The 26,659-nt window shown below is 47.9% G+C and carries 28 protein-coding genes; 11 read left to right on the top strand and 17 right to left on the bottom strand.

The window, feature by feature from the left end:
* Positions 1 to 31: 31 nt before the first annotated feature.
* Together aroE and Q0V82_RS00815 are read right to left on the bottom strand one after the other, a co-directional pair.
* The gene (aroE, locus tag Q0V82_RS00820) at positions 32 to 913 is read right to left on the bottom strand and encodes a shikimate dehydrogenase (protein WP_297571904.1); all 882 of its coding nucleotides are present in this window, start codon (positions 911 to 913) and stop codon (positions 32 to 34) included.
* Positions 914 to 1,113: 200 nt separating this feature from the next.
* Entirely contained in the window at positions 1,114 to 1,566 is a 453-nt protein-coding gene (locus Q0V82_RS00815) for a rhodanese-like domain-containing protein (protein WP_297571903.1), read from the bottom strand.
* A gap of 277 nt (positions 1,567 to 1,843) precedes the next feature.
* On the opposite strand from Q0V82_RS00815, the gene glnA reads away from it, so the two are divergent.
* The gene (gene glnA, locus Q0V82_RS00810) at positions 1,844 to 3,253 is read left to right on the top strand and encodes a type I glutamate--ammonia ligase (protein WP_297571902.1); all 1,410 of its coding nucleotides are present in this window, start codon (positions 1,844 to 1,846) and stop codon (positions 3,251 to 3,253) included.
* A 245-nt stretch (positions 3,254 to 3,498) separates the two neighbouring features.
* Here glnA and Q0V82_RS00805 read toward each other — a convergent pair whose 3' ends face one another.
* Positions 3,499 to 4,473, bottom strand: a complete 975-nt coding sequence (locus Q0V82_RS00805; RefSeq protein WP_297571901.1) for a DUF6929 family protein — start codon at positions 4,471 to 4,473, stop codon at positions 3,499 to 3,501.
* Between the two features lie 915 nt (positions 4,474 to 5,388).
* Between Q0V82_RS00805 and Q0V82_RS00800 the strand changes: the two genes are divergently transcribed.
* From Q0V82_RS00800 to ntrC, 6 genes are all read left to right on the top strand, one after another.
* Positions 5,389 to 6,198: a transporter substrate-binding domain-containing protein gene (locus Q0V82_RS00800; RefSeq protein WP_297571900.1), complete on the top strand. Its 810-nt coding sequence runs from the start codon at positions 5,389 to 5,391 to the stop codon at positions 6,196 to 6,198.
* 220 nt (positions 6,199 to 6,418) lie between these two features.
* Positions 6,419 to 7,903: a diguanylate cyclase gene (locus Q0V82_RS00795; protein ID WP_297571898.1), complete on the top strand. Its 1,485-nt coding sequence runs from the start codon at positions 6,419 to 6,421 to the stop codon at positions 7,901 to 7,903.
* A gap of 61 nt (positions 7,904 to 7,964) precedes the next feature.
* Entirely contained in the window at positions 7,965 to 8,258 is a 294-nt protein-coding gene (locus Q0V82_RS00790; RefSeq protein WP_297571897.1) for a SelT/SelW/SelH family protein, read from the top strand.
* Between the two features lie 68 nt (positions 8,259 to 8,326).
* Entirely contained in the window at positions 8,327 to 8,803 is a 477-nt protein-coding gene (locus Q0V82_RS00785) for a DUF4124 domain-containing protein (protein WP_297571895.1), read from the top strand.
* Positions 8,804 to 8,965: 162 nt separating this feature from the next.
* Complete coding sequence (gene glnL / locus Q0V82_RS00780; RefSeq protein WP_297571892.1) at positions 8,966 to 10,024, top strand: nitrogen regulation protein NR(II); 1,059 nt, start codon at positions 8,966 to 8,968, stop codon at positions 10,022 to 10,024.
* Positions 10,021 to 11,418, top strand: a complete 1,398-nt coding sequence (ntrC, locus tag Q0V82_RS00775; RefSeq protein ID WP_297571891.1) for a nitrogen regulation protein NR(I) — start codon at positions 10,021 to 10,023, stop codon at positions 11,416 to 11,418. The genes glnL and ntrC overlap by 4 nt, the downstream gene beginning before the upstream one ends.
* A 138-nt stretch (positions 11,419 to 11,556) precedes the next feature.
* On the opposite strand, the gene Q0V82_RS00770 is transcribed toward ntrC, so the two are convergent.
* From Q0V82_RS00770 to Q0V82_RS00755, 4 genes are all read right to left on the bottom strand, one after another.
* A complete protein-coding gene (locus Q0V82_RS00770; RefSeq protein ID WP_297571888.1) occupies positions 11,557 to 11,856 on the bottom strand; it encodes an STAS domain-containing protein in 300 nt (99 codons plus the stop codon).
* 103 nt (positions 11,857 to 11,959) lie between these two features.
* On the bottom strand, positions 11,960 to 12,736 hold the full coding sequence (locus Q0V82_RS00765; RefSeq protein WP_297571886.1) for a ferredoxin--NADP reductase: 777 nt from the start codon (positions 12,734 to 12,736) through the stop codon (positions 11,960 to 11,962).
* 126 nt (positions 12,737 to 12,862) lie between these two features.
* Positions 12,863 to 13,804: an electron transfer flavoprotein subunit alpha/FixB family protein gene (locus tag Q0V82_RS00760; protein WP_297571883.1), complete on the bottom strand. Its 942-nt coding sequence runs from the start codon at positions 13,802 to 13,804 to the stop codon at positions 12,863 to 12,865.
* Positions 13,801 to 14,547 carry an electron transfer flavoprotein subunit beta/FixA family protein gene (locus tag Q0V82_RS00755; protein WP_297571882.1) on the bottom strand — a complete coding sequence of 249 codons (747 nt, stop codon included), beginning with the start codon at positions 14,545 to 14,547 and terminating at the stop codon, positions 13,801 to 13,803. The genes Q0V82_RS00760 and Q0V82_RS00755 overlap by 4 nt, the downstream gene beginning before the upstream one ends.
* Before the next feature lie 157 nt (positions 14,548 to 14,704).
* On the opposite strand from Q0V82_RS00755, the gene Q0V82_RS00750 reads away from it, so the two are divergent.
* A complete protein-coding gene (locus tag Q0V82_RS00750) occupies positions 14,705 to 16,345 on the top strand; it encodes an electron transfer flavoprotein-ubiquinone oxidoreductase (protein WP_297571881.1) in 1,641 nt (546 codons plus the stop codon).
* A gap of 47 nt (positions 16,346 to 16,392) precedes the next feature.
* Here the strand turns inward: Q0V82_RS00750 and Q0V82_RS00745 are convergent, their stop codons facing one another.
* The gene (locus Q0V82_RS00745; RefSeq protein ID WP_297571879.1) at positions 16,393 to 16,671 is read right to left on the bottom strand and encodes a SemiSWEET transporter; all 279 of its coding nucleotides are present in this window, start codon (positions 16,669 to 16,671) and stop codon (positions 16,393 to 16,395) included.
* Between the two features lie 151 nt (positions 16,672 to 16,822).
* Positions 16,823 to 17,929 carry an aspartate-semialdehyde dehydrogenase gene (asd, locus tag Q0V82_RS00740; RefSeq protein WP_297571878.1) on the bottom strand — a complete coding sequence of 369 codons (1,107 nt, stop codon included), beginning with the start codon at positions 17,927 to 17,929 and terminating at the stop codon, positions 16,823 to 16,825.
* 197 nt (positions 17,930 to 18,126) lie between these two features.
* Between asd and dtd the strand changes: the two genes are divergently transcribed.
* The 3 genes from dtd (at position 18,127) to Q0V82_RS00725 (ending at position 20,553) form a co-directional block, all read left to right on the top strand.
* Positions 18,127 to 18,576: a D-aminoacyl-tRNA deacylase gene (gene dtd, locus Q0V82_RS00735; RefSeq protein WP_297571875.1), complete on the top strand. Its 450-nt coding sequence runs from the start codon at positions 18,127 to 18,129 to the stop codon at positions 18,574 to 18,576.
* A gap of 304 nt (positions 18,577 to 18,880) precedes the next feature.
* Positions 18,881 to 19,192, top strand: coding sequence for a hypothetical protein (locus Q0V82_RS00730; RefSeq protein WP_297571872.1), 312 nt, complete (start codon positions 18,881 to 18,883; stop codon positions 19,190 to 19,192).
* A 2-nt stretch (positions 19,193 to 19,194) separates the two neighbouring features.
* Positions 19,195 to 20,553 (top strand): MATE family efflux transporter, encoded by a 1,359-nt coding sequence (locus tag Q0V82_RS00725; protein ID WP_297571870.1) that lies wholly within the window; start codon positions 19,195 to 19,197, stop codon positions 20,551 to 20,553.
* A 335-nt stretch (positions 20,554 to 20,888) separates the two neighbouring features.
* Here Q0V82_RS00725 and Q0V82_RS00720 read toward each other — a convergent pair whose 3' ends face one another.
* The 8 genes from Q0V82_RS00720 to Q0V82_RS00685 form a co-directional block, all read right to left on the bottom strand.
* Entirely contained in the window at positions 20,889 to 21,491 is a 603-nt protein-coding gene (locus Q0V82_RS00720; RefSeq protein ID WP_297571868.1) for a flavin prenyltransferase UbiX, read from the bottom strand.
* Entirely contained in the window at positions 21,488 to 22,027 is a 540-nt protein-coding gene (locus tag Q0V82_RS00715) for a Gx transporter family protein (protein WP_297571866.1), read from the bottom strand. Before Q0V82_RS00715 ends, Q0V82_RS00720 begins: the two co-directional genes overlap by 4 nt.
* Positions 22,008 to 22,415, bottom strand: a complete 408-nt coding sequence (locus Q0V82_RS00710) for a NusG domain II-containing protein (protein WP_297571864.1) — start codon at positions 22,413 to 22,415, stop codon at positions 22,008 to 22,010. Before Q0V82_RS00710 ends, Q0V82_RS00715 begins: the two co-directional genes overlap by 20 nt.
* Positions 22,393 to 23,256, bottom strand: coding sequence for an RNase adapter RapZ (rapZ, locus tag Q0V82_RS00705; protein WP_297571863.1), 864 nt, complete (start codon positions 23,254 to 23,256; stop codon positions 22,393 to 22,395). Before rapZ ends, Q0V82_RS00710 begins: the two co-directional genes overlap by 23 nt.
* Positions 23,256 to 24,200: an HPr(Ser) kinase/phosphatase gene (hprK, locus tag Q0V82_RS00700; RefSeq protein WP_297571857.1), complete on the bottom strand. Its 945-nt coding sequence runs from the start codon at positions 24,198 to 24,200 to the stop codon at positions 23,256 to 23,258. The genes rapZ and hprK overlap by 1 nt, the downstream gene beginning before the upstream one ends.
* A gap of 112 nt (positions 24,201 to 24,312) precedes the next feature.
* On the bottom strand, positions 24,313 to 24,786 hold the full coding sequence (gene ptsN / locus Q0V82_RS00695) for a PTS IIA-like nitrogen regulatory protein PtsN (RefSeq protein WP_173534556.1): 474 nt from the start codon (positions 24,784 to 24,786) through the stop codon (positions 24,313 to 24,315).
* Positions 24,787 to 24,890: 104 nt separating this feature from the next.
* Positions 24,891 to 25,217: a ribosome hibernation-promoting factor, HPF/YfiA family gene (hpf, locus tag Q0V82_RS00690; protein WP_297571855.1), complete on the bottom strand. Its 327-nt coding sequence runs from the start codon at positions 25,215 to 25,217 to the stop codon at positions 24,891 to 24,893.
* Positions 25,218 to 25,260: 43 nt separating this feature from the next.
* The gene (locus Q0V82_RS00685; protein ID WP_297571854.1) at positions 25,261 to 26,643 is read right to left on the bottom strand and encodes an RNA polymerase factor sigma-54; all 1,383 of its coding nucleotides are present in this window, start codon (positions 26,641 to 26,643) and stop codon (positions 25,261 to 25,263) included.
* Positions 26,644 to 26,659 lie beyond the last annotated feature (16 nt).

Genomic DNA, 26,659 nt, shown 5'->3' with positions numbered 1-26,659 from the left:
TATTAATAAAAGCCTACATTCATATACATCATTAAATTTGCTCGCGCATCCACTGCAATACCGGCGTAACATCCGGCCGTAAACCGGTCCACAACTCAAACGCCTCAGCGGCCTGCCCGACGAGCATCCCTAAACCATCGACACGCTGTTGCACGCCCGCTTCACGCGCTTGCGCCAAAAACGGCGTTTCATTCTTGCCATACATCATGTCGTAAGCCAGTGCATTGGCGGCAAAGATCGTATCGCCAATCGGTAAGCGCTCACCACTTAAGCTGGCCGATGTGGCATTGATTACCACGTCATATTGCGAGAGATTGGTAGCAGTTACTTCATCAAGTAAGTCATCAAAGCCCAGCGCCAGCACCGGCAGCGATACATCCTGAGCATGCAGCCAAGGCGCTGCCACTTCATCTAATAACAGCTGCGCTTTGCTTTGCGTTCGATTAGCAAGCGATAGCGATTTGGGTTGTTGCTGTAATAACGGCAACAATGCGCCGCGTGCCGCGCCACCGGCGCCAAGCAATAAGATGCGTTGACCCTGCAAATCAATGTGCCGCAACAGATCGGCGACTAAACCAGCGCCATCGGTATTGTCGCCTTGCCAAGTGCCGTTAGCTTGTCGCACCAAGGTATTGACCGCACCGGCAGCAGCGGCGCGCTCAGTCAGTTGCTCGCTAGCCCAAAGAAAAGCGGCTTCTTTAAACGGCACCGTCACATTCGCCCCACGTCCACCTGCATCGGCAAAGGCCTTCACCGTTGCCGAAAAACCATCTAAGGGCGCGAGTAATTGCTGATAGTCAAAACCGACTACGGCGGGATGATCTGCAAACTGTGCAGCAAACGCAGCATGGATCTGCGGTGATTTAGAATGCGCAATCGGATTACCAATCACCACATACGTCGGTTGAGTCATCGTGCGGCACCCATTAAAAAGTGAGGTGTAAGTATTAAGCAACCGTTGCTTGCATCGTTGCCTTGCCTTGTCGTACTCGAGGTCCATCGGTGTACTGATCTGTGGCCTCGACGCCTTGCCATGCAACGGTTGTGTGAGGACTGAAGTGGAAGCATCACAGTCGTTAGCTTACAGATCCAGACGCCGACCAAACGACAACATCAACCTTGTGTCCAAGGCAATCCGGCCGCTTGCCAGCCATTTTTACTGCCACGGTGACTCTGCGCGTCTTTGTCACCCTCAAAGCCCTCTAAAATATTCATCGCCGCAGTGTAGCCGTGCTCAGCGGCCAAAATAGCGGCATCGTGTGAACGCATCCCCGTTCGACACAAAAACAGTACGACGGACTCAGGATCAACAGCGGCTTTTAACTGCACCAGAAAATGCGGATTATTGGCCATTGCCGGATAGGTTTTCCATTCAATCATCTCCGCGCCGGGCACCACGCCAACAAACTGCCATTCAGCATGCGTACGAACATCCACCAGCTGCACATTGGGCAGGCTTTGCAATAAGGTCCACGCCTCGCTCGGAGTGACAACGCCTGCGTAAGGTAAACCTTGGCTCATGGCGCGTGAGCGCGCATTTTGCAAAATTTCGTTATTTTGACTCATCTCAAATCCCCTTGTTGGCGCTCTGCCATCGAGCGAGCTATTTTAGCGGCATGTCTTACGTTACAGCTACATTTATTGACGCACCAAAGCAGTGCAGCAAACCAATATACGCACTAAAAAAATACTCAAAAGTAAGTCCTCGACAGCAAAAAGATGTGGCACAATAGATTGCATGTAAGATTTTGCTTGGCACACTTTGTGCTTGTAATCACTGCAACAGCATTTATTGCCGTTTTATCCCACTTTTTGTTCATACTCGTCCTACAGGAGCGACAACATGGCGGTAGCCGACGTTCTCAAGCTTATTAAAGAAAACGACATTCGTTTCGTTGACTTGCGCTTCACCGATACCATCGGTAAAGAGCACCACGTAACTGTTCCTTCTCACGTCGTTGATGAAGAATGGTTCGAAGCGGGTCACGCCTTCGATGGTTCATCGATCGCCGGCTGGAAAGGCATTCAAGCTTCCGACATGCTGTTGTTACCAGACTCTGCAACAGCCAACATCGATCCATTTTTTGATGAGCCAACGCTGATCATGACTTGCGATGTGATCGAGCCAGCAACTGGCAAAGGTTATGATCGTGATCCACGCTCATTAGCCCGCCGCGCTGAAGCGTATCTAAAAACCACCGGCATCGGTGACACTGCTTACTTTGGTCCAGAGCCAGAATTCTTTATTTTTGACAGCATCCGTTGGAATACGGATATGTCAGGCTCGTTCGTAAAGATCGGTTCAGACGAAGGCGCTTGGGCCACTGCTGATGAAGTACAAGGCGGCAACTTAGGTCACCGTCCACGCGTTAAAGGCGGCTATTTCCCAGTACCACCAGTGGACAGCCATCAAGACATCCGCGCCTCGATGGTGTTGATCTTGGAAGAAATGGGCGTGCCCGTTGAAGTGTTCCACCACGAAGTTTCAAACGCAGGTCAAAACGAGATCGGTACTAAATTCTCGACTTTGACCCAGCGCGCTGACTGGACTCAAATCCTGAAATACGTGGTGCACAACGTAGCCAACCAATACGGTAAAACCGCCACGTTTATGCCAAAACCAATCGTTGGCGACAACGGTTCGGGCATGCACGTTCACCAGTCAATCTGGAAAGACGGCAAAAACTTGTTTGCGGGTAATGAATACGCTGGTTTGTCTGAAATGGCGCTGTTCTACATCGGCGGTATCATCAAGCATGCTAAAGCATTGAACGCGATCACCAACCCAGGTACCAACTCGTACAAGCGTTTGGTACCGCATTACGAAGCACCGGTTAAATTGGCTTACTCGGCTAAAAACCGTTCTGCATCGATCCGTATTCCGCACGTTGCGTCTGAAAAAGGCCGTCGTATCGAAGCGCGCTTCCCAGATCCATTGGCTAATCCATACCTATGCTTTGCTGCATTGATGATGGCGGGCTTGGATGGGATCCAAAACAAGATTCACCCTGGTGATCCAGCAGACAAAAATCTGTATGACTTGCCACCAGAAGAAGACAAATTGATTCCTACAGTTTGCTCATCACTGGACGAAGCTTTGGCGTGTTTAGATGCTGATCGTGAATTCTTGACTCGTGGCGGCGTATTCACTAACGAGTGGATTGATTCATACATCGAACTCAAAATGAACGATGTTAATCGCTCACGCATGAATGTGCATCCAGTTGAATTTGACATGTACTACTCTCTCTAATTTTTTAGCTTGCTGCATGCAGGCTAAAAAATAAGTAAGCAACCCGCACAGCCCAGCTGATGCGGGTTTTTTTATGGCTAACGATCGGAATAAGGTAAGGGTTGAGCCGCTCCACCGGCAGCGATCGCTGCCGCGCTAGCCACCCCAGCCAAAGAAAGATGTTTTACGCGCAAGACTGCATAAAAAATGCCGCTCACTGAAGTGAACGGCATTCGGTATTTGTGGCGATTGAGGATTAACCTCAATTAATCATTCTTTTCTAGCTTGAAATAGAAAAACTCACTGGTACCATCATCGTTATCACTGGCGATTGCGCCTTTGATTTCGTCTTCTTCGCTACTAATAATCGCTAAAGATTCTGCCTTGGTAATCACGACGCGACCGCCTTGGTCGAGCAAGGGTACTGACGTTGGCGTCAAATTAAGTACCGCACCGTCTTTCAGTTTTTCCAATGGAATGACACCAATGAAGCTACCCAAAATTTGGCCGTCGTTGTATGAGTCGCCAGTGGCTTCCACTGAGGCGGTGTAAACCAAACTGTTATTTTTCGCCCAGACATCGCCGCCTGACAGACCCGCTTCAAAGTTCGCCACTACTGGCAAAGTCACTTTGAAAGTTTCTACTTTGCTGAAGGTTTCTAGTTTATTGAACATATATTCAATCAACTCATGCTGCTTCACAGCAAAAATCAGATTGCCGCCGCCATTGCCACGGTTGAAGATGTACGCTTTGCCGTTGCCCAGTGCCACGCCTTCAATATTGAGTTCAGCAATACCCGCTGCAGTTTTCAGCTGCGTGTATAAGCTAGTCAGACTACGCTCATGTTTGCTAATGCGATCGCTAGAGAGCAAAAAGCCTACTTCGCGATTTGATTTACTGCCCGAGCCTAGCGTTAAGCTCCAAGTTTGTTTGCCTTGGCGAAATTGCGCTAAGGCTTCAAAGTCAGGTTTTACTTTTTTATTGATCCGGCCCGTAACTGGGTCAATTGGGTATTCCTTAATCAACTGTTTATCAGTGATATAGAAATTCTTATCGAGCTCAAACAGCCATTGAGCATCATCACCCACCGCATAGAAAAAACCGTTGCGATAATTCAGGCCAGAAGCCGATGGCAGGTCACGGTTGATGTGAGTTTGACCCAACTCCAGTGTGTAGCTTTCTGCATGGGCGTGCAGGGCAAAAGTAGCTGCAAGAGTTGCGGCGAGAAGATGTTTAAGCATGATGTCCTTACTCTATTAGACGTAAAAATATAAAATTGGCTTGTTTTATCGCTCAAAACAATGACGCAAATGTTACATTTTTTTTACATCTTTGTGTGTATTATTTCCCTTGCTTTCTGCAAAATCTTACTAATTTTTCTTCAATTCAACATGGTGATTGGATTTAAGTTTTCCATCTAAATGGATGGATTACGCCGCACCTACGGTATTGATGTATGTTACTTGGGCTCTTTTTTTGTAAAGCTTAGCGAGCAATACCTCTGCAAATTCCTATGCCTCGTTAAGCAATAGCCTCTTCATTGTTGCTTTGATGAAGAAAAATAGTTAGATGCCTGAATTAAATTCGCCAAGTAAGCAGCAGCAAGGCAAGATGCTGGGCGACCGGATCTAGGTCGCGCTCGTGATACAAATTAAAGACCTAAATTATGGTGCTTCAATTTAATGGCATTGATCTGTATACGCAGGCGCCAATCCGCAACCAAGAGCCAAAACGACATGCGCGGAGATTAAATTTTGCGGGTGAATAGATGGTTTTGTTTGGTAAGAAAATGGCGTTTACCGACGACGCAAATTGGGTCGGCCTATTGCACGAAGCGCATTGATTCGTGCCACAACCGTTTGCTGATCAGCGTGCGGCGGCAGATTTTCTAGATGCGCATTCCGAGCGTTTTGCAAGTGTGTCGTGTTAAAGGCTTTGGGCTCCTAGCAAAATAAGATCTCGCGCCACTGCCACCATCAGACGTACCACTGACACTTACGCTATTCACCGATATTTTAACCGCAGCGTATAGCCTTGTCAGGCAGCCGAGAGTGGACGCATTGAAGTGATCGGCAGAGCAATAATTAATCTTAAAAACCAGCTTGATATGTGATGTAGCAGAACCACGCATTATTTATTTAAACCAAGGAATTACTATGTTCAAAATTGGCACGGCTTTAGCAGCCGTTCTTGTCTTTCAATTGGCTCAAGCCGCATCACTAGAAACCATTCAAAAAAGTGGCCAAATTGTCATTGGTGTAAAAGACTCTTCGCCGCCATTCTCACAACTCGATGTTAAAACCCGCGCACTCAAAGGGTATGACATTGACTTTGCTTTGGGAATTGCCAAGCGCTTGAAGGTGAAGCCTGTGTTTAAAACCTTAGAGTCGGACGATCGCATTCCTTGGATTAAGGAAGGTAAAGCGGACATTGTCATCGCTGATTTAGCACGCAGCGCAGAGCGCGAGAAAGAAGTCGCTTTTAGTACCGGTTATTTTGTAACTGATACGCGCATTCTGGCCAAAAAAGGGCGCTTTAAATCTGAAAGAGATTTAGCAGGCAGCCAAATTGCGCTGACTTCGGCATCCAGCTCGGTCAAATTAATGCGCAAGTCCTTCCCAGAGACTAAACTCGCTGAATTTGAAGATAAACCAGAAATGTTAAAGGCGGTATTGGCGGGGGTTGTCGACGGAATGTTGGGTGACGGGCCAGTGATGACCGCCACATTGGCGCAAATTCCTGCAGCACAGCGTAATCAATTTGAGGTGAGTGATTTTGCGTTGGATACGAAAACCTTTGGTGTCGCGATGCCCAAAGGCGAAAAAACGCTACAAACTGCTGTGAATAATGCGCTCGTCGATATGGAGACCTCAGGTGAAGCTCTGGCGATCTTTAATCACTGGTTTGGCCCGCAAAGTAGCCAAGCGATGGGGCGAATATTTAAAATTAGCCCAAGCCGAAATTAGCTCGCACCAATCGCCTCCTTAATTTAATTCGGCTAAGAAAAACCGGTCCTCAGTGGCTTAGTGCCGCTCACTTAAGAGTAAGTGAGCGGCATTTTTTATCGCCTTTGCTTGGCCACACATCATCAAAACAAAATTACATTACTTACCATATTCACAACTTTAATGCACACCGACGTAAACTGACAACTATGCTTATGCAAAACATACTACATTTATAAAAATGAGCGCTCATACAAAAATCATCACCGCTACCCTATTTTTAGTCAGCTACTTATTTGCTGGGGTGTTATCCATTCAACTCGGGACAATCAATCCCGGCAATATGGGCTTAATTTGGCTAGCCGCAGGCATTGGTTTATTTACCGTTTTGCAACTAGGCCGCACTGGCCTTGTCATCGTTTACTTTGGCAGCCTCGCCATCAATACCCCTTATTTATTTCATGGCCACTGGCAACATCAAATCGGCAGCATTTTAATCAGCGGAGGTATTTTTGCCGCGATTGACACCTTGCAATCGTATTTAGCTGCACGCGCTTATCAGGCCTTAACCAGCCAATACGGCAACGCCATGTGGCAACAACCCATGGTATTACCCAAAATTTGGCTGCGTGTCTGCTTTATTCCCGTCGCAGTCACCATGCCGTTATTTACCGCATTGCAAATTTCTGTAGGCTTAATTCCGATAAATTTAGATTCTATATTAATTCGCGGCATGATTTTAATGCTGGCAGATTCGTCGGGACTTATTTTATTTACTCCACTATACCCCTACCTGAAGTCAAGAACATTAATTAAAGAGTTTTTAAAACCTATTTATTTTTTGATCATGATCCCGATTCCAATTATCATTAATTATTTTATTTTAGATCGCACCTTGGTTTTATTGCTCCCTTTGATGCTCTACATTGCTGTCCGGTTTAAAATTGCAGCGACCAATTTTTCACTCTTACTCATTACACTCATGTGTATTGGCTTAACAGCCCAAGGCTATGGTTTTGTGAATCCACAAAACATGATTATTTCATTATTACAAATCCAAATTTTTGTTTTTTCTATTACATTGGCTTTGCAATATTTAGCGCAAACACAAACACAAATTATGCACAATCAAGCTTATTTGGAGCAAGAGGTCAAATCACGAACCGACACATTGGCAAAACTCAATCTCGAACTTAGTATTTTAGCTACCACCGATGAACTAACCCAGTTAAATAATCGTCGTGAATGGCAATCAAAAGCCCAAGCGGTTTTTTTAAATGCTTTGCGCTACCAAAAAAATATGAGCTTGATGATGATTGATGTCGATCACTTTAAAATGATTAACGATCAATACGGACATTTATTTGGCGATCAGATTTTAAAAAAAATAGCCCAATTGTGCTTAGCCAATACCCGGGAAACGGATTTAGTCGCCCGCTGGGGCGGGGAAGAGTTTGTGGTTTTATTGCCAGAAACAACGCGAGAACAAGCGAAAATTGTAGCCGATAAAATCAGACGCGCAATTGCCGATTACTCATTTTTACCCCCCCAAAACCAGCACATGGACACCACAGTGAGCATCGGCATCGCCAGTTTACTCAAGCACGATCAAACCTTAGATGATTTATTGTCGCGTGCCGACAATGCCATGTATTTAGCCAAAGCCAATGGTCGCAATTGCATACAAACAGATACCCCTGAATCCACGCACCTAAAAATACATTAAATCGATTGTCTTTAGCCCACAATGTTAGGCAAAATAGCGCCTTCACTTTAATTTGATCATCATGAACTCAATCAAAAAACCACGCATCGTTATCCATTACTGCACTCAGTGCAGCTGGCTCTTGCGCAGCGCATGGCTAGCGCAAGAATTACTCTCAACTTTTGCTTTTGAATTAGGCGAAGTGGCATTGCAACCGGGTACCGGTGGTATTTTTTTAATCCATTGCGATGATGTATTGGTCTGGGATAGAACCATTGAAAATGGTTTTCCAGAGGCCAAAGTTTTAAAACAAAGAATTCGTGATCTGATCGCACCCGACAAAAACTTAGGACATTCAGATAAAAATTCCGATTAAATTCACTTGAAATACAATTCATACACTGCTGATTAGGCACAAAGCGCAGGCTGTGATACCTTTCTGTTATGCACTCAAAACGACTCATTGGCCTTCTATTTCTCTGCAATATGGCGCATGCCGATATCTACAAATATGTAGATAGTAATGGCAATGTGACATTTACTAATTCACCGATTAAAGGTGCCGTGCGCATCATGAGTGAATCGCAACCCGCAGCCAACCCCATTCGCCGCAATAACGAGAGTGTTAAATCACCGCGTGTTGCGGTCCCTTCGCCCGTCAATTTCCCCAAAGTCGATGCGGCAACGCAAAAAACCCGTGACAGCAATCGTAAATTAATTTTAGAAGAAGAGCTCAGCAGTGAGCGCGAGCTTTTCAATAAAGCCAAAAAGAACTTACAAGAAGCCGATGCCAATCGCTCCGCTGCCGAGCAAGCCAATCCTAAGCTCTATCTTGATCGCATCGGCCGCTTGCGCGAAGCCATTGTGATGCATGAAAAAAACGTCACCGCACTGCAAGCGGAGCTAACGCGAGTGCGTTAAAGCGACGGATCGAGCACCGCAGCACCAATATTGTGCAAGGCTGAGAAAGATTGGCGCAATCTGCTCGCCAAAAGCTGGCCTATATTTTGCTTTAGTTAAATTGACTTTTCAGCGCGACAATCTGTCTTTTTCAAATGAGTTTGTATCCGATGGAGCCGCATTATGAGCCATCCTATTTTTGCTGGCCTCGATTATCTCGACGCTGCTGTCTTAGCTGTCAATCAAGATGGCTATATTAGTTATGCTAATCCAGCGGCAAATAGTTTATTTAATGTTAAAAAAAATGAGCAGCAATCATTAGCGCATTGCTTTGGCGAGAACTCGCCTTTAGTTTTTGCGGCACAAACTGCATTAGAAAAGCGGATCTCAATCACTGAGCACGAACTCATTGTTTTTGGCATTGAGGGTGAAATGTATGTCACGCTGGATGTCACGCCCATTGAATCAGCAGCAGCAACGGTACTACTAGAAATACGCCGTATTGATCAACAGCGCCGAATTATTAATGAAGAACGCTTGCAAGCGCAGCAACAAGCCAATCGCGAATTAATTCGTAATTTAGCGCATGAGATTAAAAACCCCCTCGGCGGCATTCGGGGCGCAGCCCAATTATTAGCGCATGAATTACCCGATCCACAACTCAAAGAATACACCGACGTCATTATTGACGAGGTATCTCGCCTGCAAAGCTTGCTTGATCGCCTACTCACGCCACATCGTTTACCACAACTGAAAGAACTCAATATTCATGAAGTCTTAGAGCGGGTACGCAGCCTGGTTTTGGCCGAAACGCCCAACGGCTTAGCGGTAAAAAGAGATTACGACACCAGCATCCCGACTTTAATTGCCGATAAAGAGCAATTGATTCAATCGGTGCTCAATATTGTGCGCAATGCCATTCAAGCTATGTCCAATATTGGTGAGGTGATATTACGTACCCGAATTGCCCGTCAAGTCACGCTCAATCGTCATCGCTACCCATTGGCCTTGCGTATCGACATTAGTGATAACGGCCCTGGCATTCCTGAGCACTTAAAAGAGACCTTGTTTTATCCACTGGTGTCAGGACGCCCAGGTGGAACTGGCATTGGCTTACATTTAGCACACACATATATTGCGCAACACCACGGCGTGATTGAATTTGACAGCCGAGTGGGTCACACCACATTTAGTCTTTTTTTGCCCCTTAATGCATGGCAAGACACAGGAAGCACATCATGAAACCAGTTTGGGTTATTGACGATGATAAATCGATTCGCTGGGTGTTTGAAAAAGCACTCAGTCGCGAACAAATTGCCCATACCGCCTTTGCTTCTGCCACCGAAGCGCTGATTCGATTGCAAACCGAACGCCCACAAGCGGTGATATGTGACATCCGCATGCCCGGCGAATCTGGCTTAAGTTTTTTAGAGATCGTCAAACGCGAATGGCCTGAAATCCCAGTCATTATCATGACCGCGCATTCTGATTTGGACAGCGCCGTTTCGGCGTTTCAAGGTGGCGCATTTGAATACCTTGCCAAACCATTTGACGTTGACCAAGCGATTGCACTGATTCGCCGCGCCATGCAAGAAAGTGAAGTACGCAGCCCTAGTCATGAAACCGATTCAGCGGTGGCTGAAATGCTCGGCCAAGCCCCCGCGATGCAGGATGTATTTCGCGCAATTGGCCGCTTGTCTCATTCAGCGGCGACGGTGATGATTACCGGTGAATCTGGCAGCGGCAAAGAGCTAGTTGCCCGTGCGCTGCACCGGCATAGCCCACGCGCGAACAAAACCTTTGTCGCCATTAATAGCGCAGCAATCCCTAAAGATTTATTAGAGTCTGAATTATTCGGTCACGAGCGTGGCGCATTTACCGGAGCCGACGCCAAACGGATTGGCCGCTTTGAACAAGCCGAAGGGGGCACGCTCTTTCTGGATGAAATTGGTGACATGCCGTTTGATCTGCAAACACGTTTATTGCGCGTGCTGTCGGATGGTTTTTTCTATCGCGTTGGCGGTCACCAGCCCATTAAAGCCAATGTACGAGTCATCGCCGCCACGCATCAAGATCTTGAAGACCGAGTCAAAGAAAAACTATTTCGCGAAGACTTATATCATCGCCTCAATGTGATTCGCTTGCGCTTACCCGCCCTGCGCGAACGTCAGCAAGACATTCCGCTACTGGCCAAGCATTTTCTCACGCAGTCGGCTAAAAACCTCGAGGTTGAAAGCAAACGCTTAAGCGACGCCGCCATGCAGCAGCTAACTCAATATCACTTTCCGGGCAATGTTCGGCAGCTCGAAAACATCTGCCATTGGATCAGCGTTATGGCACCCGGGCAATGCGTTGAAAGCCATGATTTACCTCCCGAATTGCAAACCCAAATCATCAGCAATCAGCTGGTTGGCGACTGGCAATCGTCATTAGCGGCGGAAGTTAAACACCGCCTGCAACGCGGCGAAAGCCGGATTTTAGACAGTATGATGCTCGATTTTGAGCGCACTGTTATCGAGCAAGCCTTGGCCCAAACCGGGGGTAAACGAATAGAGGCCTCGGAATTACTAGGCTGGGGACGCAATACCCTAACTAGAAAAATCCAAGAACTGGGTATCGACGAGCATAGCGTCTAATTTCAAATCCAGCGCCGCCTAAAGTCCACAAATGCCAATGGCTCAACGCGCTGCTGCCAGCTCAGCCACACATGCACCATAAAAAAGCCCTAGGATTTTGTCCGAGGGCTTTTTTGCATGCTGACAATATTAAATGGCTTAACGAATTTCGAAAATTTTGCCAAAGTTGGCAATATCGAGTACCGATTTCACCGTGCCTTTACAATTGACTAAGGTAATTTTCTTACCACCAGCGCGCTCATTGAGTAGCAACAACATCCCTAAGGCCGCCGAATCCATATAATCCACGGCCGAGAAATCAATTTCGATATCCGAGAGGCCTGGATGCTGCAAAGCCGAGGTGGTTGCGTGCTTAAACTCGCGATGAAATTCAAAGGTAAAGTTGCCATTCAAAGCGAGGATGGCGCGGTTATTTTCAAAGCGTACATTCACTTGCATAGACCTACTCCAAAAACGTTGATGACTGTATGTACGATATAGTCTAGCTAGAGAGGAGACTTATGCAAAGCTTGCAGTTAAAAAAAGCTCGCCAACCTACAGATTATTTTTCCACGAAAGCGCGCTCAATTACATAATCACCCGGCTCACCGATGCGTTTAGACACTTTAAAGCCTAATGAATCAAGTAGATTACACGTGTCGGCAAGCATCGCCGGGCTACCACACAGCATTGCGCGATCGGTTTCTGGATTCAGCGGCGGCAAACCGATATCTGCAAATAATTTACCCGAAGTAATTAAATCAGTCAGACGGCCTTGATTACGGAATGGCTCACGCGTCACAGTTGGGTAATAAATTAATTTATTGCGAACTTCTTCACCAAAAAATTCGTTATTTGGCAATTCATGCTCAATGTAATGCGCATACGCTAATTCACTAACGGTACGCACGCCATGAATCAAAATAATTTTATCGAATCGTTCATACGCTTCAGGATCTTTAATCAAGCTCATAAAAGGCGCTAAACCAGTACCAGTACTGAGGTAATACAAATGTTTACCCGGTTTTAAATCAGACAATACCAAAGTGCCGGTGGGTTTACGGCTCACTAATAATTTATCGCCTTCTTTTAAATGCTGCAGCCGCGATGTAAGTGGGCCGTTTTGCACTTTAATACTAAAAAACTCGAGCTCTTCTTCGTAATTGGCACTGGCAATTGAATAGGCGCGCATTAATGGCTTGCCATCTACTTCCAAGCCAATCATGACAAACTGGCCATTTTCAAAACGCAGCGATTCATCGCGCGTGGTGGTAAAGCTAAATAAAGTATCATTCCAGTGACGAACACTCAGCACGGTTTCATGGGCAAACTTAGACATTTAACTTCCTTCAAAAACAATCATCACAAAGGCAGCCAGAGACAGATAAAAGCATTAAGGTCCTAAAAAATGGGACCGCTTTCAGTGCTGCTTAATCTCTGCGCCTCTGCGTCTTTGTGGTTCAAATTATTCAGCTTTTAACGCCGCTTCTAATTCAGGAATCACGGTAAATAAATCCGCGACCAAACCATAATCGGCCACTTGGAAAATCGGTGCGTCCGCGTCGATATTCACCGCCACAATCACCTTACTGTCCTTAATCCCGCCCACGTGCTGTGCTGCGCCCGACACGCCAAAAGCCATATACAGCTCAGGCGCGACCACGGTACCGGTTTGACCGACTTGGCTATCATTGGGCGCCATGCCAGCATCCACCGCAGCGCGTGTCGCACCAATCGCTGCGCCAAGGACATCAGCCAATGGCGTGAGCGTTGACTTAAAGCCCTCGGCACTACCGAGTGAACGACCACCGCTAATCACCACCCGCGCCGTTGCCAGCTCTGGGCGGTCAAGCTGAACCAAATCACGGCTCAGCCATGTGGTTTGTCCGCTCTCGGCCGTTGCTGTCAACGTTTCCAGTGCCGCAGCCCCCCCCGTCGCGGCAACCGCTTCAAACACCGTTGGACGAATGGTCAAAATCCGCAAACCGGCTGGCGCAACAACGGTGGCATTGATATTGCCAGCGTACATTGGTCGCACAAAGGTCGTGGCATTGATAATTTGAATCACTTCAGACACCATCGCCACATCGAGCAATGCCGCAGCACGTGGCAATACATTTTTGCCAAAGCTGGTGGCTGCAGCGACCAATGCAGAATAATTGACCGCGAGTTGCACCAATAAAGGCGCGAGGTTTTCGGCCAAACCATGGGCATAGGCTAGCGCATCAGCATGGAGTACCTTGCTCACGCCAGCTATTTTTGTGGCCTCGAGAGCAATACCTGCTACATCATTGCCTGTTACCAATAAATGCACGTCTTCGCCCAGTTGGCTCGCAGCACAAATCGCCGAGCGCGTAGCGGCTTTAATGCCGTGGCTGTCTAATTCAGCAATCACTAAAACGCTCATGGCAACACCTTCTCTGCTCGCAATGCAGCGACCAACTCAGCCACATTATTCAAAATTTTCCCCGGCTTACGCGCTGGCGGTTCAGCAATCTGCAATACCGTTAACACCGGTGCGCTGACGGAAAAATCGGCCGCAGGCAAAGTCTCAATCGGTTTTTTCTTGGCCATCATCAATGCCGGCAGTTTGATAAAACGTGGCTCATTCAAGCGTAAGTCCACAGAAATCACCGCCGGCAATTGCAAGGACAAGGTTTCCTGACCACCATCGATCTCTCGCACCACGGTGGCGCGGCCATCGGCTAGTTGAATGCTGGAGGCAAACATTGCTTGCGGCCAATTTAATAAACCCGCCAGCATTTGCGCGGTTTCAGCCGCATCATCATCAATCGCTTGCTTACCCGTCAGCACCAAATCTGGCGCTTCACGCTGAACGATGGCTTGCAGATATTTTGCCGCCGTTAATGGCTGCACCACAGCAGGCGTCTCAATCAAAATGGCCCGATCTGCACCCATTGCCAAAGCATGACGTAGCACATCTTGATTGGCGGCAGTGCCCACAGCAACCACCACCACTTCACTGGCCACACCAGCTTCTTTCAAGCGTACTGCGCCTTCGACGGCATTTTCGTCAAATGGATTAATACTCATTTTGACATTGGTCAACTCAACGTCCAAACCATCTTGAGCTGGCCGTGGACGGATTTGATAATCAACGACCCGTTTAATGCTGACTAGAATTTTCATACTGCTTCCTTACATAGCGACCTTTGATGGTCATCAACGCGCGCGATTATAGAACAAATGCCATTTTGCACAAGATTGTATTCGGCGGTAAACTATATGTAAAACACATTGTTATTATAAACATATTCGATTTTACAGATATAGAAGCGAGATTGAGATGCAAGAACGCGATGTCATGGAATACGATGTGCTGATTATTGGTGCTGGCCCTGCTGGCCTGAGTTCAGCCATTGCTTTAAAGCAGCTCAACCCCGAAATTTCAGTCTGTATTTTGGAAAAAGGCGCGCAAGTGGGCGCGCATATTTTGTCTGGCGCGGTGATTGACCCGATTGCGCTCAATCAGCTGATTCCAGACTGGCAACAGCGCGCGCCGCAATTGGCCACCGCAGTCAGCCAAGATGAATTCTTTTTACTCGATGAAGACACCGGCATTAAGATTCCACAAATCTTACTGCCACCACAATTACACAACGACGGCTGTTTTATCGTTAAGCTGGGCGAAGTCTGCGCTTGGCTCGCCAGCGAAGCAGAAAACCTTGGCGTTGAAATTTACCCCGGCTTTGCCGCTACCGAAGTATTGTACGACGATCAAGGTGCCGTCATGGGCGTGGCCGTTGGCGATATGGGCATCAATAAATTAGGCCAACACAAAGCCGATTACGCGCTCGGCATGGCGATTCATGCCAAATACACGCTATTTTGCGAAGGCGCGCGCGGCTCACTCGCTGGTGATTTAGAAAACAAATATGCTTTACGTCAAGACGCCGATCCGCAGCATTTTGGTCTTGGGGTAAAAGAAGTTTGGCAAGTCAAACCCGAACAGCATCATCTTGGTTTAGTACAGCACGCCCAAGGTTGGCCGCTCGACAACAGCACCAGCGGTGGCGCGTTTATTTACCATTTGCCTGATCATCTGGTGGCGATTGGGTATGTAGTGCATTTGAACTACCAAAATCCGACTTTATCGCCATTCGAAGAATTACAACGCTTTAAAACCCATCCTAAAATTCGCGGTACTTTCGCTGGCGCCAAGCGCATTGCTTACGGCGCACGCGCGATTGCCGAAGGTGGACTGCAATCCTTGCCAAAAATGACCTTCCCTGGTGGGATTTTGCTCGGCTGTTCAGCCGGTTTACTCAATTTTCCACGCATTAAAGGCACCCACAACGCCATGCTATCGGGCATGTTAGCCGCGCCAGCCATCGTCGACGCCATTGCCAATGATCGACAACGCGATGAACTGATTGCTTTTAACTCCGCCTTTGCGCAATCGAGTATTTGGCAAGAACTACAACAAGTTCGCAATATCAAACCGGCGATCTCTAAACTCGGCACTTTAGCAGGCACGATGTATGCCGGTGCAGAGCTTTGGTTATCTAAGCTAGGGATCAATACCCCTTGGACATTACGCCACAGCACGCCTGACAATGCCACGCTAAAACGCCTCAATAGCGTCGCAGCGATTCATTACCCTAAACCCGATGGCGTACTGACGTTCAATAAGCTTGATTCTTTAATGCTGGCCAATGTCTCGCACGATCACGATCAACCCAGCCATTTGCAATTACGCGATACTTTAATTCCAATTACCGTCAATCTGGCCCAGTATGGCTCACCAGAAAGCCATTACTGCCCTGCTGGCGTGTATGAAATTATTCAACACAACGACGCACCCGCCTTACAAATCAACGCGCAAAATTGCTTGCATTGCAAAACCTGTGACATCAAAGACCCGCAGCAAAACATCCATTGGGTACCGCCTGAAGGCGGCGGTGGGCCGCTCTATACCGGTATGTAGTATTTTAATGTGGCTCATATTGAATATGGGCCACATTTATATACCCATTATTTATGCTTTTTATTACTGCATAAATCAAAATAAATCTTCATTACCAGCACCGCACCGGCCAGCGCCAAAGTGACTGAATTGGCCAAAATCAACGGCCAATCTCCGAGCATAAAGCCATACACCAGCCATAAACTCACCCCAGTAACAAAAATCAAATACATTCCTAAGGAAATATCTTTCGCCGAACGGCTACGCCAAACCTGCCACACTTGCGGCACAAAGGCGACGGTGGTGCATAGCGCGGCGGACATGCCAATTAAACTCAATACATTCATCGCTCAATACTCATTCAATGGGTCGGTAAAGTCAGCAGCAAGTCGTCATCACAGTACGCCTCGCCACTGCACAGCAAGCAACCCGCGCACTCGGCCGACGGCCCATAAAAAACGGCGCTCTGCGCGCCGTTATCTTTAAACACCTAACACTTTATTTCGCCAACAAAATCCGTAACATACGGCGCAGAGGCTCAGCAGCGCCCCAGAGTAATTGGTCACCAATCACAAACGCGCTGATGTATTCTGGGCCCATATTCAATTTACGCACGCGGCCTACACCAATATCGAGTTTGCCGGTGATTTGCGCAGGAATCAGCTCTTTCACCGTTACTTCACGGTCGTTCGGCACCCATTTCACCCAATCGTTGCCCGATTTGATGATGGATTCGATTTCTGCGAGTGGCAGATCTTTTTTCAGTTTGATCGTCAATGCGAGGCTGTGGCAACGCATCGCGCCAATCCGTACACACAAACCATCGACTGGAATCGTGGCGTCAGAACCGAGGATTTTATTCACTTCGGCTTGGCCTTTCCATTCTTCTTTGGTTTGACCGTTATCGAGTTGCTTGTCGATCCACGGGATCAAACCACCAGCGAGTGGCGCGCCAAAGAATTCAGTCGGCACATCGTTTGAAATGGTGTGCGCGACTTTTTTGTCGATTTCTAAAATCGCTGAAGCTGGTGTCGCCAATTCATCGGCCACGGCGTTGTACACCACGCCCATGCCTTTAAGGAGTTCACGCATGTGATTCGCGCCGCCGCCTGAAGCCGCTTGGTAGGTCATTGAAGAAACCCAGTCGACTAAACCGGCTTTAAACAAACCGCCCATGCCCATTAGCATGATCGAGTTGGTACAGTTGCCGCCGATGTAGTTTTTTACGCCACGGGCCAGTGCGCCTTGAATCACATCGTCGTTCACCGGATCGAGTACGATGACGGCATTGTCTTCCATGCGCAAGGTAGAAGCGGCGTCAATCCAGTAGCCTTGCCAGCCGCTAGCGCGCAGTTTTGGGAACACTTCGGTGGTGTAGTCGCCGCCTTGGCAAGAAATAATCACGTCCATTGCCGCCAATTGGCTAATATCGTTGGCGTCTTGCAAGGTGCCAGCGTCTTTACCAAAATTAGGTGCGGCTTGGCCTGCTTGCGACGTTGTGAAGAAAACCGGATCGATCACATCGAAATCTTTTTCTTCTTGCATGCGTTGCATCAGAACCGAACCCACCATACCGCGCCAACCGACTAGACCCACCCGTTTCATGATTACATCCTTTAGCGACAACAAATTAATTAATTCGAGCCTTAGATATTAGTGAAATTCCGTATGCCTGACTAGCCAGTAAAGCCAATTAAGCGCGCTTTTATCCAATTTAAATGTTTCCAAACGTACCTTCACGGTGCAGCATGCCCCGCCAATCGGCGCTAAAATTAGGTTTTTTGCGATCAAAGAGAGCTCCGGTGCGCGTTTTAATTCAAAGAGTCAAACAAGCTCAAGTCGATGTTGGCCAAGAAACCGTCGGCCAAATCAATGCCGGATTATTGCTGCTAGTTGGCGTTGGTCATGAAGATGCTGCGGCAGACATCCAATGGCTGGTGAATAAAATCGCCAATTTACGGCTATTTAATGATGAAAACGGCGTGATGAATTTATCCATTCGGGAAGTAGGCGCTGACGTATTGGCAGTTAGCCAATTTACGCTGTTTGGCAATATCAAAAAAGGCAATCGACCCAGTTGGGGCGAGGCAGCGCCGGGACCAATCAGCCAGCCAATATTTGATGAATTCGTTCGCCAGCTCAGCGTCAAACTGGCCAAACCCGTGGCGACCGGGCGATTTGGTGCGGATATGCAGGTGGCTTTAATCAATGACGGCCCAATCACTTTATGGATTGATAGCAAAGCGCCTTGATTCGCCGATAAAATCGCTCCAACGCGGCAAAAAACCCAACGTCAATCGCCGCCAAATAAGGCTTAACCCGTACTTGACCGAAACAACATGCCAAGTGCAGAATGACCTCAGCGCCGATTTGAAACCCAGCTTGCGGGCGCTTTATAAATACTCGCTAAAGCGTGCAAAACCCACTGCACGTGGGTTTTTTGTTTTTTGCGCCAATTAATCGACAAATTGCGGGGCGCGTTCGAAATGCCGCTAAAGCGTCGGTGATTCAATCCAATACCACAGAATCACCGGCGAGTTTCTTAGGAGCTTGCCCATGTATGATTGTTTAGAAGTAGAAACGATACAGCGTCCAAAATCATCGTCGCTACGCAAAAATAGACGGCTTAATTTTGATCACTATCGCGAACACCACTGCCTACAGCTTCGTGCTGCGCCCTATACCGGCCCGCATTCATTAATTCGGGCGTTTGCCGCAGCCCAAAGCTTACACCTACCAACGCATAATTTACCCGATGGTAGTTTATTGATTTTGGATTTGCTTTGCACTGAAGCCTTATTGTTTCAACGCCGCTTTCCTGATTTATTGGCCATTTATGAGCCAGCACGCCCCATTCCCAAAGGATAGCAATGCCCCGTTTGCAAGACGTTAAAGCCACCTGGATTCTCGCTTGGCCAATTATGATTGGCCAACTCGCTCAAACTGGCACCGGCTTTGTCGATGCGGTGATGGCCGGTCATTTATCGGCCGGAGATTTGGCCGCAGTTTCAGTCGGCACGTCGATTTGGAGCGTGATGATTGTCACCATGTTTGGCTTATTGATTGCCATTAGCCCAATGGCGTCGCAAAAAGTTGGCGCCAAGGCGTGGCATGAGATCCCGTCGTTAACACAACAAGCTTTATATCAAGGGCTGTTTATCGCCCTAATCATGATGTTGATCGCGCATAGTTTGCTGCCGATTTTTTCGCATATTGGTTTAGCGCCCGATGTGGCCGAAAAAGGCAGCCGCTTTTTAGCGGTGATTTCATGGGGATTTCCGGCGGTGGCAATTGCGCGCGTTTTGTATGGCTATAGCTCGTGCTTAAATCAAACCAAGCCAATGATGGTCATTTCGATTATTGCGCTGCTACTGAACATTCCAGCCAATTACGTCTTAATTTATGGCGAATGGGGATTTCCCGAGTTGGGGGCGGTCGGCTGCGCTTGGGCCACGGCAATGTGCATGTGGTTGAGCGCCATTATGTGGATTATTTGGATTCGCGTCTCGCCGATTTATCGTGACACGCACCCATTTCGGCATATCGAAGGTCTACGTCTACAGACGCAAAAGCAATTGGCCAAGTTGGCGATTCCAATCGGCATTATGTTTTTTGTTGAATCGAGCGCGTTTAGTTTGATTGCCTTGTTGTTGGCCAAGTTAGGTACTACCACCGTGGCATCGCATCAAATTGCGCTCAATTTTTCTTCGCTGACTTTTATGATTCCATTGGCCATTAGCACCGCCCTCACCGTTCGCGTTGGGCAAGCCGTTGGCGCAGGTGATTTTAAGTTGGCACGCTTTATTGGTGAGACGGGGATTTACCTAGGGTTTATCTTGGCGATTATTTCTGGCTGCATGATTATTGCATTTCGCAGCACGATTGCGGCGTGGTATACCAGCGATCCAGCGGTGATTTTGCTCGCAGCCAAATTGCTATTGTTGTCGGGATTTTTCCAATTTTCAGATGCCACTCAAATTGTGGTCGCCGGTGTATTGCGCGGTTATAAATCAACGCGGATGCCGCTGATTATCCACTTAACGGCATTTTGGGTGATTGGCATTCCGCTCGGTTACGCACTGACATTTGGTGTCGGCCCATTTAGCCCGCATGGCCCGGCAGGTTATTGGCTGGCGCTGGTGATTGCGCTGACGTTTGCGGCGATTGCGCTGTATGTGTTTTTTAGACGCATCAGTATACGAGCACTACATACGGGTATATCAAGCTAGTACTTGATGGACAAAGGCTAGAGAGCAATACCGTACCAAGCGGGGCAATGTTCAGATTTGGTATTGATGCTGTGCCGCGTTCGTCGAGCTGGGGCTTAAAAACCCGTTTAAGCGCACCGAGTGAGGAGCGAGACAAACAGCTTTATCGTTTGACTCACGACGATCGAGGGCACAGCGGAGCTGGGCGCGCTCGGGGCGCCTTTCTTTCCCCCTCTTTCTTTGGCGAGTCAAAGAAAGAGGGTCCCCGTCGCGGACTGCGACTGTAAACAGCCGTGCCGTAGGCACTTAAAACCATCAACACGCAATCTGAACATTGCCTTATCGCGGCATTGACCTCAGGACTCGCCCCAGCGCTGCATGAGTTGATGCGGTACCGCCAGCTGGTCTAAAATTCGCGCCACAACAAAATCGACTAAATCTTCTATGGTTTGCGGGTGATGATAAAAACCCGGATTAGGCGGCAAAATCACCACGCCAAGACGCGATAATTTCAGCATATGCTCTAGATGAATCGCTGAAAATGGCGTTTCGCGCGGTACAATAATCAGCGTTTTACGCTCTTTAATCATCACATCGGCCGCACGCTCTAAGAGATTATCTGACGCGCCATTAGCAATCGCCGACAAAGCGCCCATGGTACACGGCACCACCACCATACCGTCCCCAGGGTTACTGCCCGAAGCCATCGGTGCAAACCATTCTTGCTGACCATAAACCTGTAACTGCTCTGCAGTCACGCCATACTGCGCACGCAGTAATTCAGCCAAATCGGCGGCACGGCTAGGCCAAGTTAAATTTAACTCTTGTTTGGCGACAATTTGCGCCACTTGGGTATACACCAAACGCACTTTACAACCGGCCAACAGCAAGCATTCTAGCGTGCGTAAACCATAGGGCAAACCGGATGCGCCAGTAAAAGCCAGCGTAATTGTCTTCATTGTGTCGTATCCACAGCAGGGTGAGTGCGTAATAAATGGGTGGCAATCAAGCCATTTACCACGCCAAAAATAATGGCCATTGCCAACAGTAAAGGGATTAAAACCAAAATGCCGTTATGCGGAATTAACCATAAACGCGCAATCAGCAGCTGCCCGACTAAATGCGCCACAGCCGAGCACAGTGACCAAGTGACTAAACCAAAATAGCGTCGCGGTAAATATTGCACCAGCGCCAAAGCCAATACACTGGCAACGCCACCCGCCAAGCTTAAAGCAAAACCAGGGGAAAACACTCCGCCTAATACCAAGCTTGAACCTAAAATCCGCAACATCGACACCCACGCTGCGGCGGACCAGCCCAAACGCTGTAAAGCGATTAAGGTGACAATATTGGCCAGCCCTGGTTTAAAGCCCGGAATCGGTGATGGAATCCCCGATTCAATTACCGCTAACACAATGGCGCATGCGGCAAAGCGGGCAATTTGCTCATCGGTGGTACTAACATTTAAAGTGATTTTAGTAACTGAGACTGTCATAACGGGCAGGACGTTGACCAACGAGTTCAATACTGGTGCGATTGGGCAAGCAAATCGCACTTTGCCCCACTTGAGTCAACCATCCAGCCCGCACACAATACTGGCGCGGGCTTGGATCGCTAGCGATCCGTGCACGGCCTGCGGCCACCTCGATCGTGGTTTTGCCAAGCGGGCCATCAATGGCCAAGATGCGCGCTGCGGCTAAATCTAATTCGGCATACAGTTGGCCATCTTGAAAAATCTTAACGCGAGTCGCCCCAGCTTGTGACCAACAGAAGGCGGTAATCCCCCCCCACAGCACGATACAAAGCCCCATCACCACATAATCACCTGAGCGCAATAAGCTCAGCCAATCGCGCCATGATTTAGCTGCGCTGATGCTGTTCACGATGCCGAACCAAGACCTGACGATTGCGTGAAAAATGTCGGCGTAGCTCTTCGGCCAAATACACCGAACGATGCTGACCGCCGGTGCAGCCAATGGCCACCGTGACATAACTACGCTGATCACGCTCAAACTCCGGCAACCAGCGCTCTAAAAAGCCCAAAATATGCGTCAAATAATTGCCGACACTGGCTTGTCGCATTAAGAAATCGGCCACCGGCTGATCCATACCCGTTAAAGGACGTAGCGCCGGGTCATAAAATGGATTGGGCAAACAACGCGCGTCAAAAACAAAATCGGCATCCAGCGGCAAACCATGCTTAAAGCCAAACGACTCAAAAATCAGCATTAATTTGGCTTGATCGGTCGCGATAAACTCCCGTACCCAAGTGCGTAATTGCGCCGCCGATAAACCCGAAGTATCGATGGCATGCGACATCTCACGGATGCTTTCTAGCATTTCATGCTCAACCGCCACCGATTCGGTCACCGTTAATTCCCCCAGCGACAGCGGATGACTGCGGCGACTTTCTGAATAGCGTTTCACCAAAACTTCGTTATTGGCTTCCAAAAACAACATCCGCACATCCAGCCCTAAATCCATCAAAGCGGCTAAATGATCGGGGAAAGTGGCCAAGTTATGCGCGCTACGAGCGTCAATCCCGATGGCAATTTTAGGGTAACCATCCAAATCGAGCATCGACACCGCTTGCGGCAAAAGCGGTGCGGGTAAATTATCTAAACAATAAAAGCCCAAATCTTCCAATGCTTTTAAAGCCACGCTTTTACCCGCGCCCGACAAACCCGATAGCAAGACCAATTGTTGATGTTGGCTGTGTGCCATTATTCCCCCATCTCCATAAATTTTTGGTGGCGCTCGATAAATTCACGCGTTGAATCAATACCGCGTAATTGCAAAATATAATTTCGCACTGCCGACTCGACCAGTACCGCCAAATTACGCCCAGCCGCGACTGGAATCACTAATTTTCTGACCGGCACATCCAAAATCGCCTGCGTTGCCGCTTGCATTTGTAAGCGATCAACTGGTGCGACATTTTCACCGCCGGCCTTGGCCAAATGCACAATCAATTTCAGCGTTTTTTTCGGCCTGACTGCCGTTTCACCAAAGATGGTTCTGATATTGAGCACCCCAATCCCGCGCACCTCTAAAAAGTCACGCAACATCGGCGGGCAGCGCCCTTCTAAGGTTTCTGGATTGGTGCGATACACCTCAACCACATCATCGGCCACCAAGCCGTGGCCACGGGAAATCAGCTCCAGTGCCAGCTCGGACTTACCCATCGACGACTCACCAGTCAGCAAAACACCGACTTCCAACACATCCAAAAATACCCCATGCAGGTGTGTTGATACAGCCAGAGCTTTACTAAGATAGTAGCGCAATACCTCCATTAAATACGGTGATTGCTCCGGACTAGTGAGTAAGGGAACATGATGACGCTCAGCCGCTTCCCGCAAAGAATCGGGCACCGCTTGCCCATTGGCGACAATCATCGCCGACATATCATAGGCAAATAGCTGATTCAGGCTCGAGTGCTGCACTTCCATTGATAAGCCATTGAGATAAGCGACTTCAGCAATCCCAAGCACTTGGATGCGATTGGGATGCACAAAGTTCAAATGCCCAACCAAAGATAGCGATGGCTTTTGCTCTGAGGCATCATTGGACAATAAATTATTTGCGCCCGACTGCCCAGCAACCCAAGTCAGACGCAGTTTTTCGGCGTTATCAATAAATAGTTGTCGAGCGGTGATCTGCGGCATGCGGCCTCGCTATGGCTTAAAAAGCAGTGATTTTATGCCAGTATGGGTCAAAAACGAAATGGGCATCGGGCAAAAAATAAACCCTCAGATCTTGGCTGAGGGCTCAAATCGATCAGGAGAAGTCGGGAGCATAGGGCTCCCATGTCGAAATGCGCTGCCATACCGCTTCGGGATCGGGCAAGGTCATTAATTCTTCGCGTAATTGCTTATCAGAAAACAGCTGTGCTAATTCTGACAAAATTTGCAAATGTAGATCAGTGGCATTGGCTGGCACTAACAGCACAAAAATCAATGACACCGGTTTGCTATCCGGCGCATCAAACTGAATGGGCGCACTCAAGCGCACAAAGGCCCCTACCGCTTCTTTTAAGCCTTTAATCCGACCATGCGGAATGGCGACGCCTTGACCCAAACCCGTTGAGCCGAGCTTTTCGCGGGCAAACAGGCTATCAAAAATTACGCTACGCGCAATCCCATGGCTGTTTTCGAACAGGATACCGACATGTTCAAAAACGCGTTTTTTGCTACCCACATCCAAATCTAAAAAAACATTGGCTACTGGGAGTATTTTGCTAATCAGGCTCATGTTCAAACTTATGTCCTTAAAGGAGCTGCTATTGTAACTCGCACTCCGATAAACAAAAACGGGAACGACTCGCGGCGTTCCCGTTGTGTTGCTTGTGCAACGGATTATTCTTCGATTACCACTTGATGCTTCAGGGCATCATTACGATGACCAGATAATTTTTCTTTGTATTTAATAATCTGGCGATCCAGTTTATCGACCATGCTATCGATGGCGGCATACATATCGCTATCGACAGACTCAACATGCAGATCTTTACCAACGACATTGATTGTCGCCTCGGCCTTATGCTCCAGCTTATCCACTGACAAAATGACTAAAACATCAATCACATTATCAAAATGGCGGGTCGTGCGTTCAATTTTACTTGAAACATATTCACGAATCGCTGGTGTAACTTCCAGATGATGACCACTAATGTTGAGGTTCATATACTACTCCTTCGGTTCTTCATGCTTTTATAAGGCAGTGTTTTTATAAACACTTGCGCAGATTAACGGGAGGAATCATTAATGCCTCCCTGTACTTAGCAACGGTGCGCCGCGCAACTGCCACACCTTGCCGTGCGAGTTCTTCAGTTATAGCACTATCGGATAATGGCTTGTGCTGATTTTCCTGCTGTACCAGTTGTTTAATCAAAGCCTTAATCGATGTCGCAGAGTTTTCACCCCCGCTTTCGCTTTCAACATGACTGCCAAAAAAATATTTGTACTCAAAAACACCGCGTGGCGTCAGCATGTATTTTTGCGTGGTTACCCGAGAAATCGTCGATTCATGCAACTCAAGTTCATCGGCAATATCGCGCAGCACCAAAGGCCGCATTGCCACTTCACCGTATTCAAAAAAAGCTTTTTGTCGTATTACGATGGCTTCGGCCACCCGTAATATGGTACTGCCTCTTTGCTCAACACTTTTAATCAACCAACGTGCTTCTTGTAGCTTACCACTGAGTGCCGCCGCTGAATCGCCCTGGAGTAATTTAGCGTACAACTCATTGACTCTTAACTTCGGTTGCGCCGCACTATTTAAACGTACCTGCCATTGCCCACGCACCTTGGTCACAATCACATCTGGTAATACATAACGCGTTGTTTCTGCTGACCAGTTTGCGCCCGGCCTTGGCGTTAAACCGCGAATCAGTGTTTGAGCTTGTTTAAGGACAACTTCATCACACTGTAGTTGGCGTTTAAGTCTAGTGTAATCCCGTTGCGCCAATAAATCGAGACCTTCATTCACCAATCGAATGGCAATATTTCGAATGGTATTTTCTGGCAAGACCCGCAATTGCAAGGTTAATGACTCCGGCAAATCACGAGCGCCAACACCAAGTGGTTCTAGTTGCTGTAAATGTTGCAATGCGATTTGTAATTCTTCTGGTTCTAACTCAAACTCTAATACCAAGCCCTCTGGTAGCTGGGCGTAAATTTCATCCAAGCTCTGGCTCAGCATTCCGTCATCATCTAAAGCATCAATCAACAATGAAATCAATGCACTATCACGCAGCGACAAGGGCAAGCAGCCCGTTTGTTCTAACAAATAATCACGCAGTGAATACAACTTGGCCACCCGAAGTGCGGGATCATTTTCATCGCCTTCATCAAACGAAGTGTTCGCGCGTACGTCTTCCCAACGTAAGCTATCGCCGTCCTCAACAACCTCACTCACCTCTGGTTTTTCGGCCTCTTCACCCGCATCTTGCACGCCATCTTCGCGTTCAAGCATTGGATTTTCGGCTAAAAAATGCTCTATTTCTTGTTGAAAATCAAGCGTGGACAACTGCAAAAGCTTAATCGATTGCTGAAGCTGCGGCGTTAAATTGAGCTGTTGCGACATCCGCAACTGCAAAGTTTGCTTCATGAAGGGAATAACCTAG

It is taken from the genome of uncultured Deefgea sp. (genome assembly GCF_947072475.1).
Lineage (GTDB): Bacteria > Pseudomonadota > Gammaproteobacteria > Burkholderiales > Chitinibacteraceae > Deefgea.
This window is presented reverse-complemented; position numbering and strand designations above follow the sequence as displayed.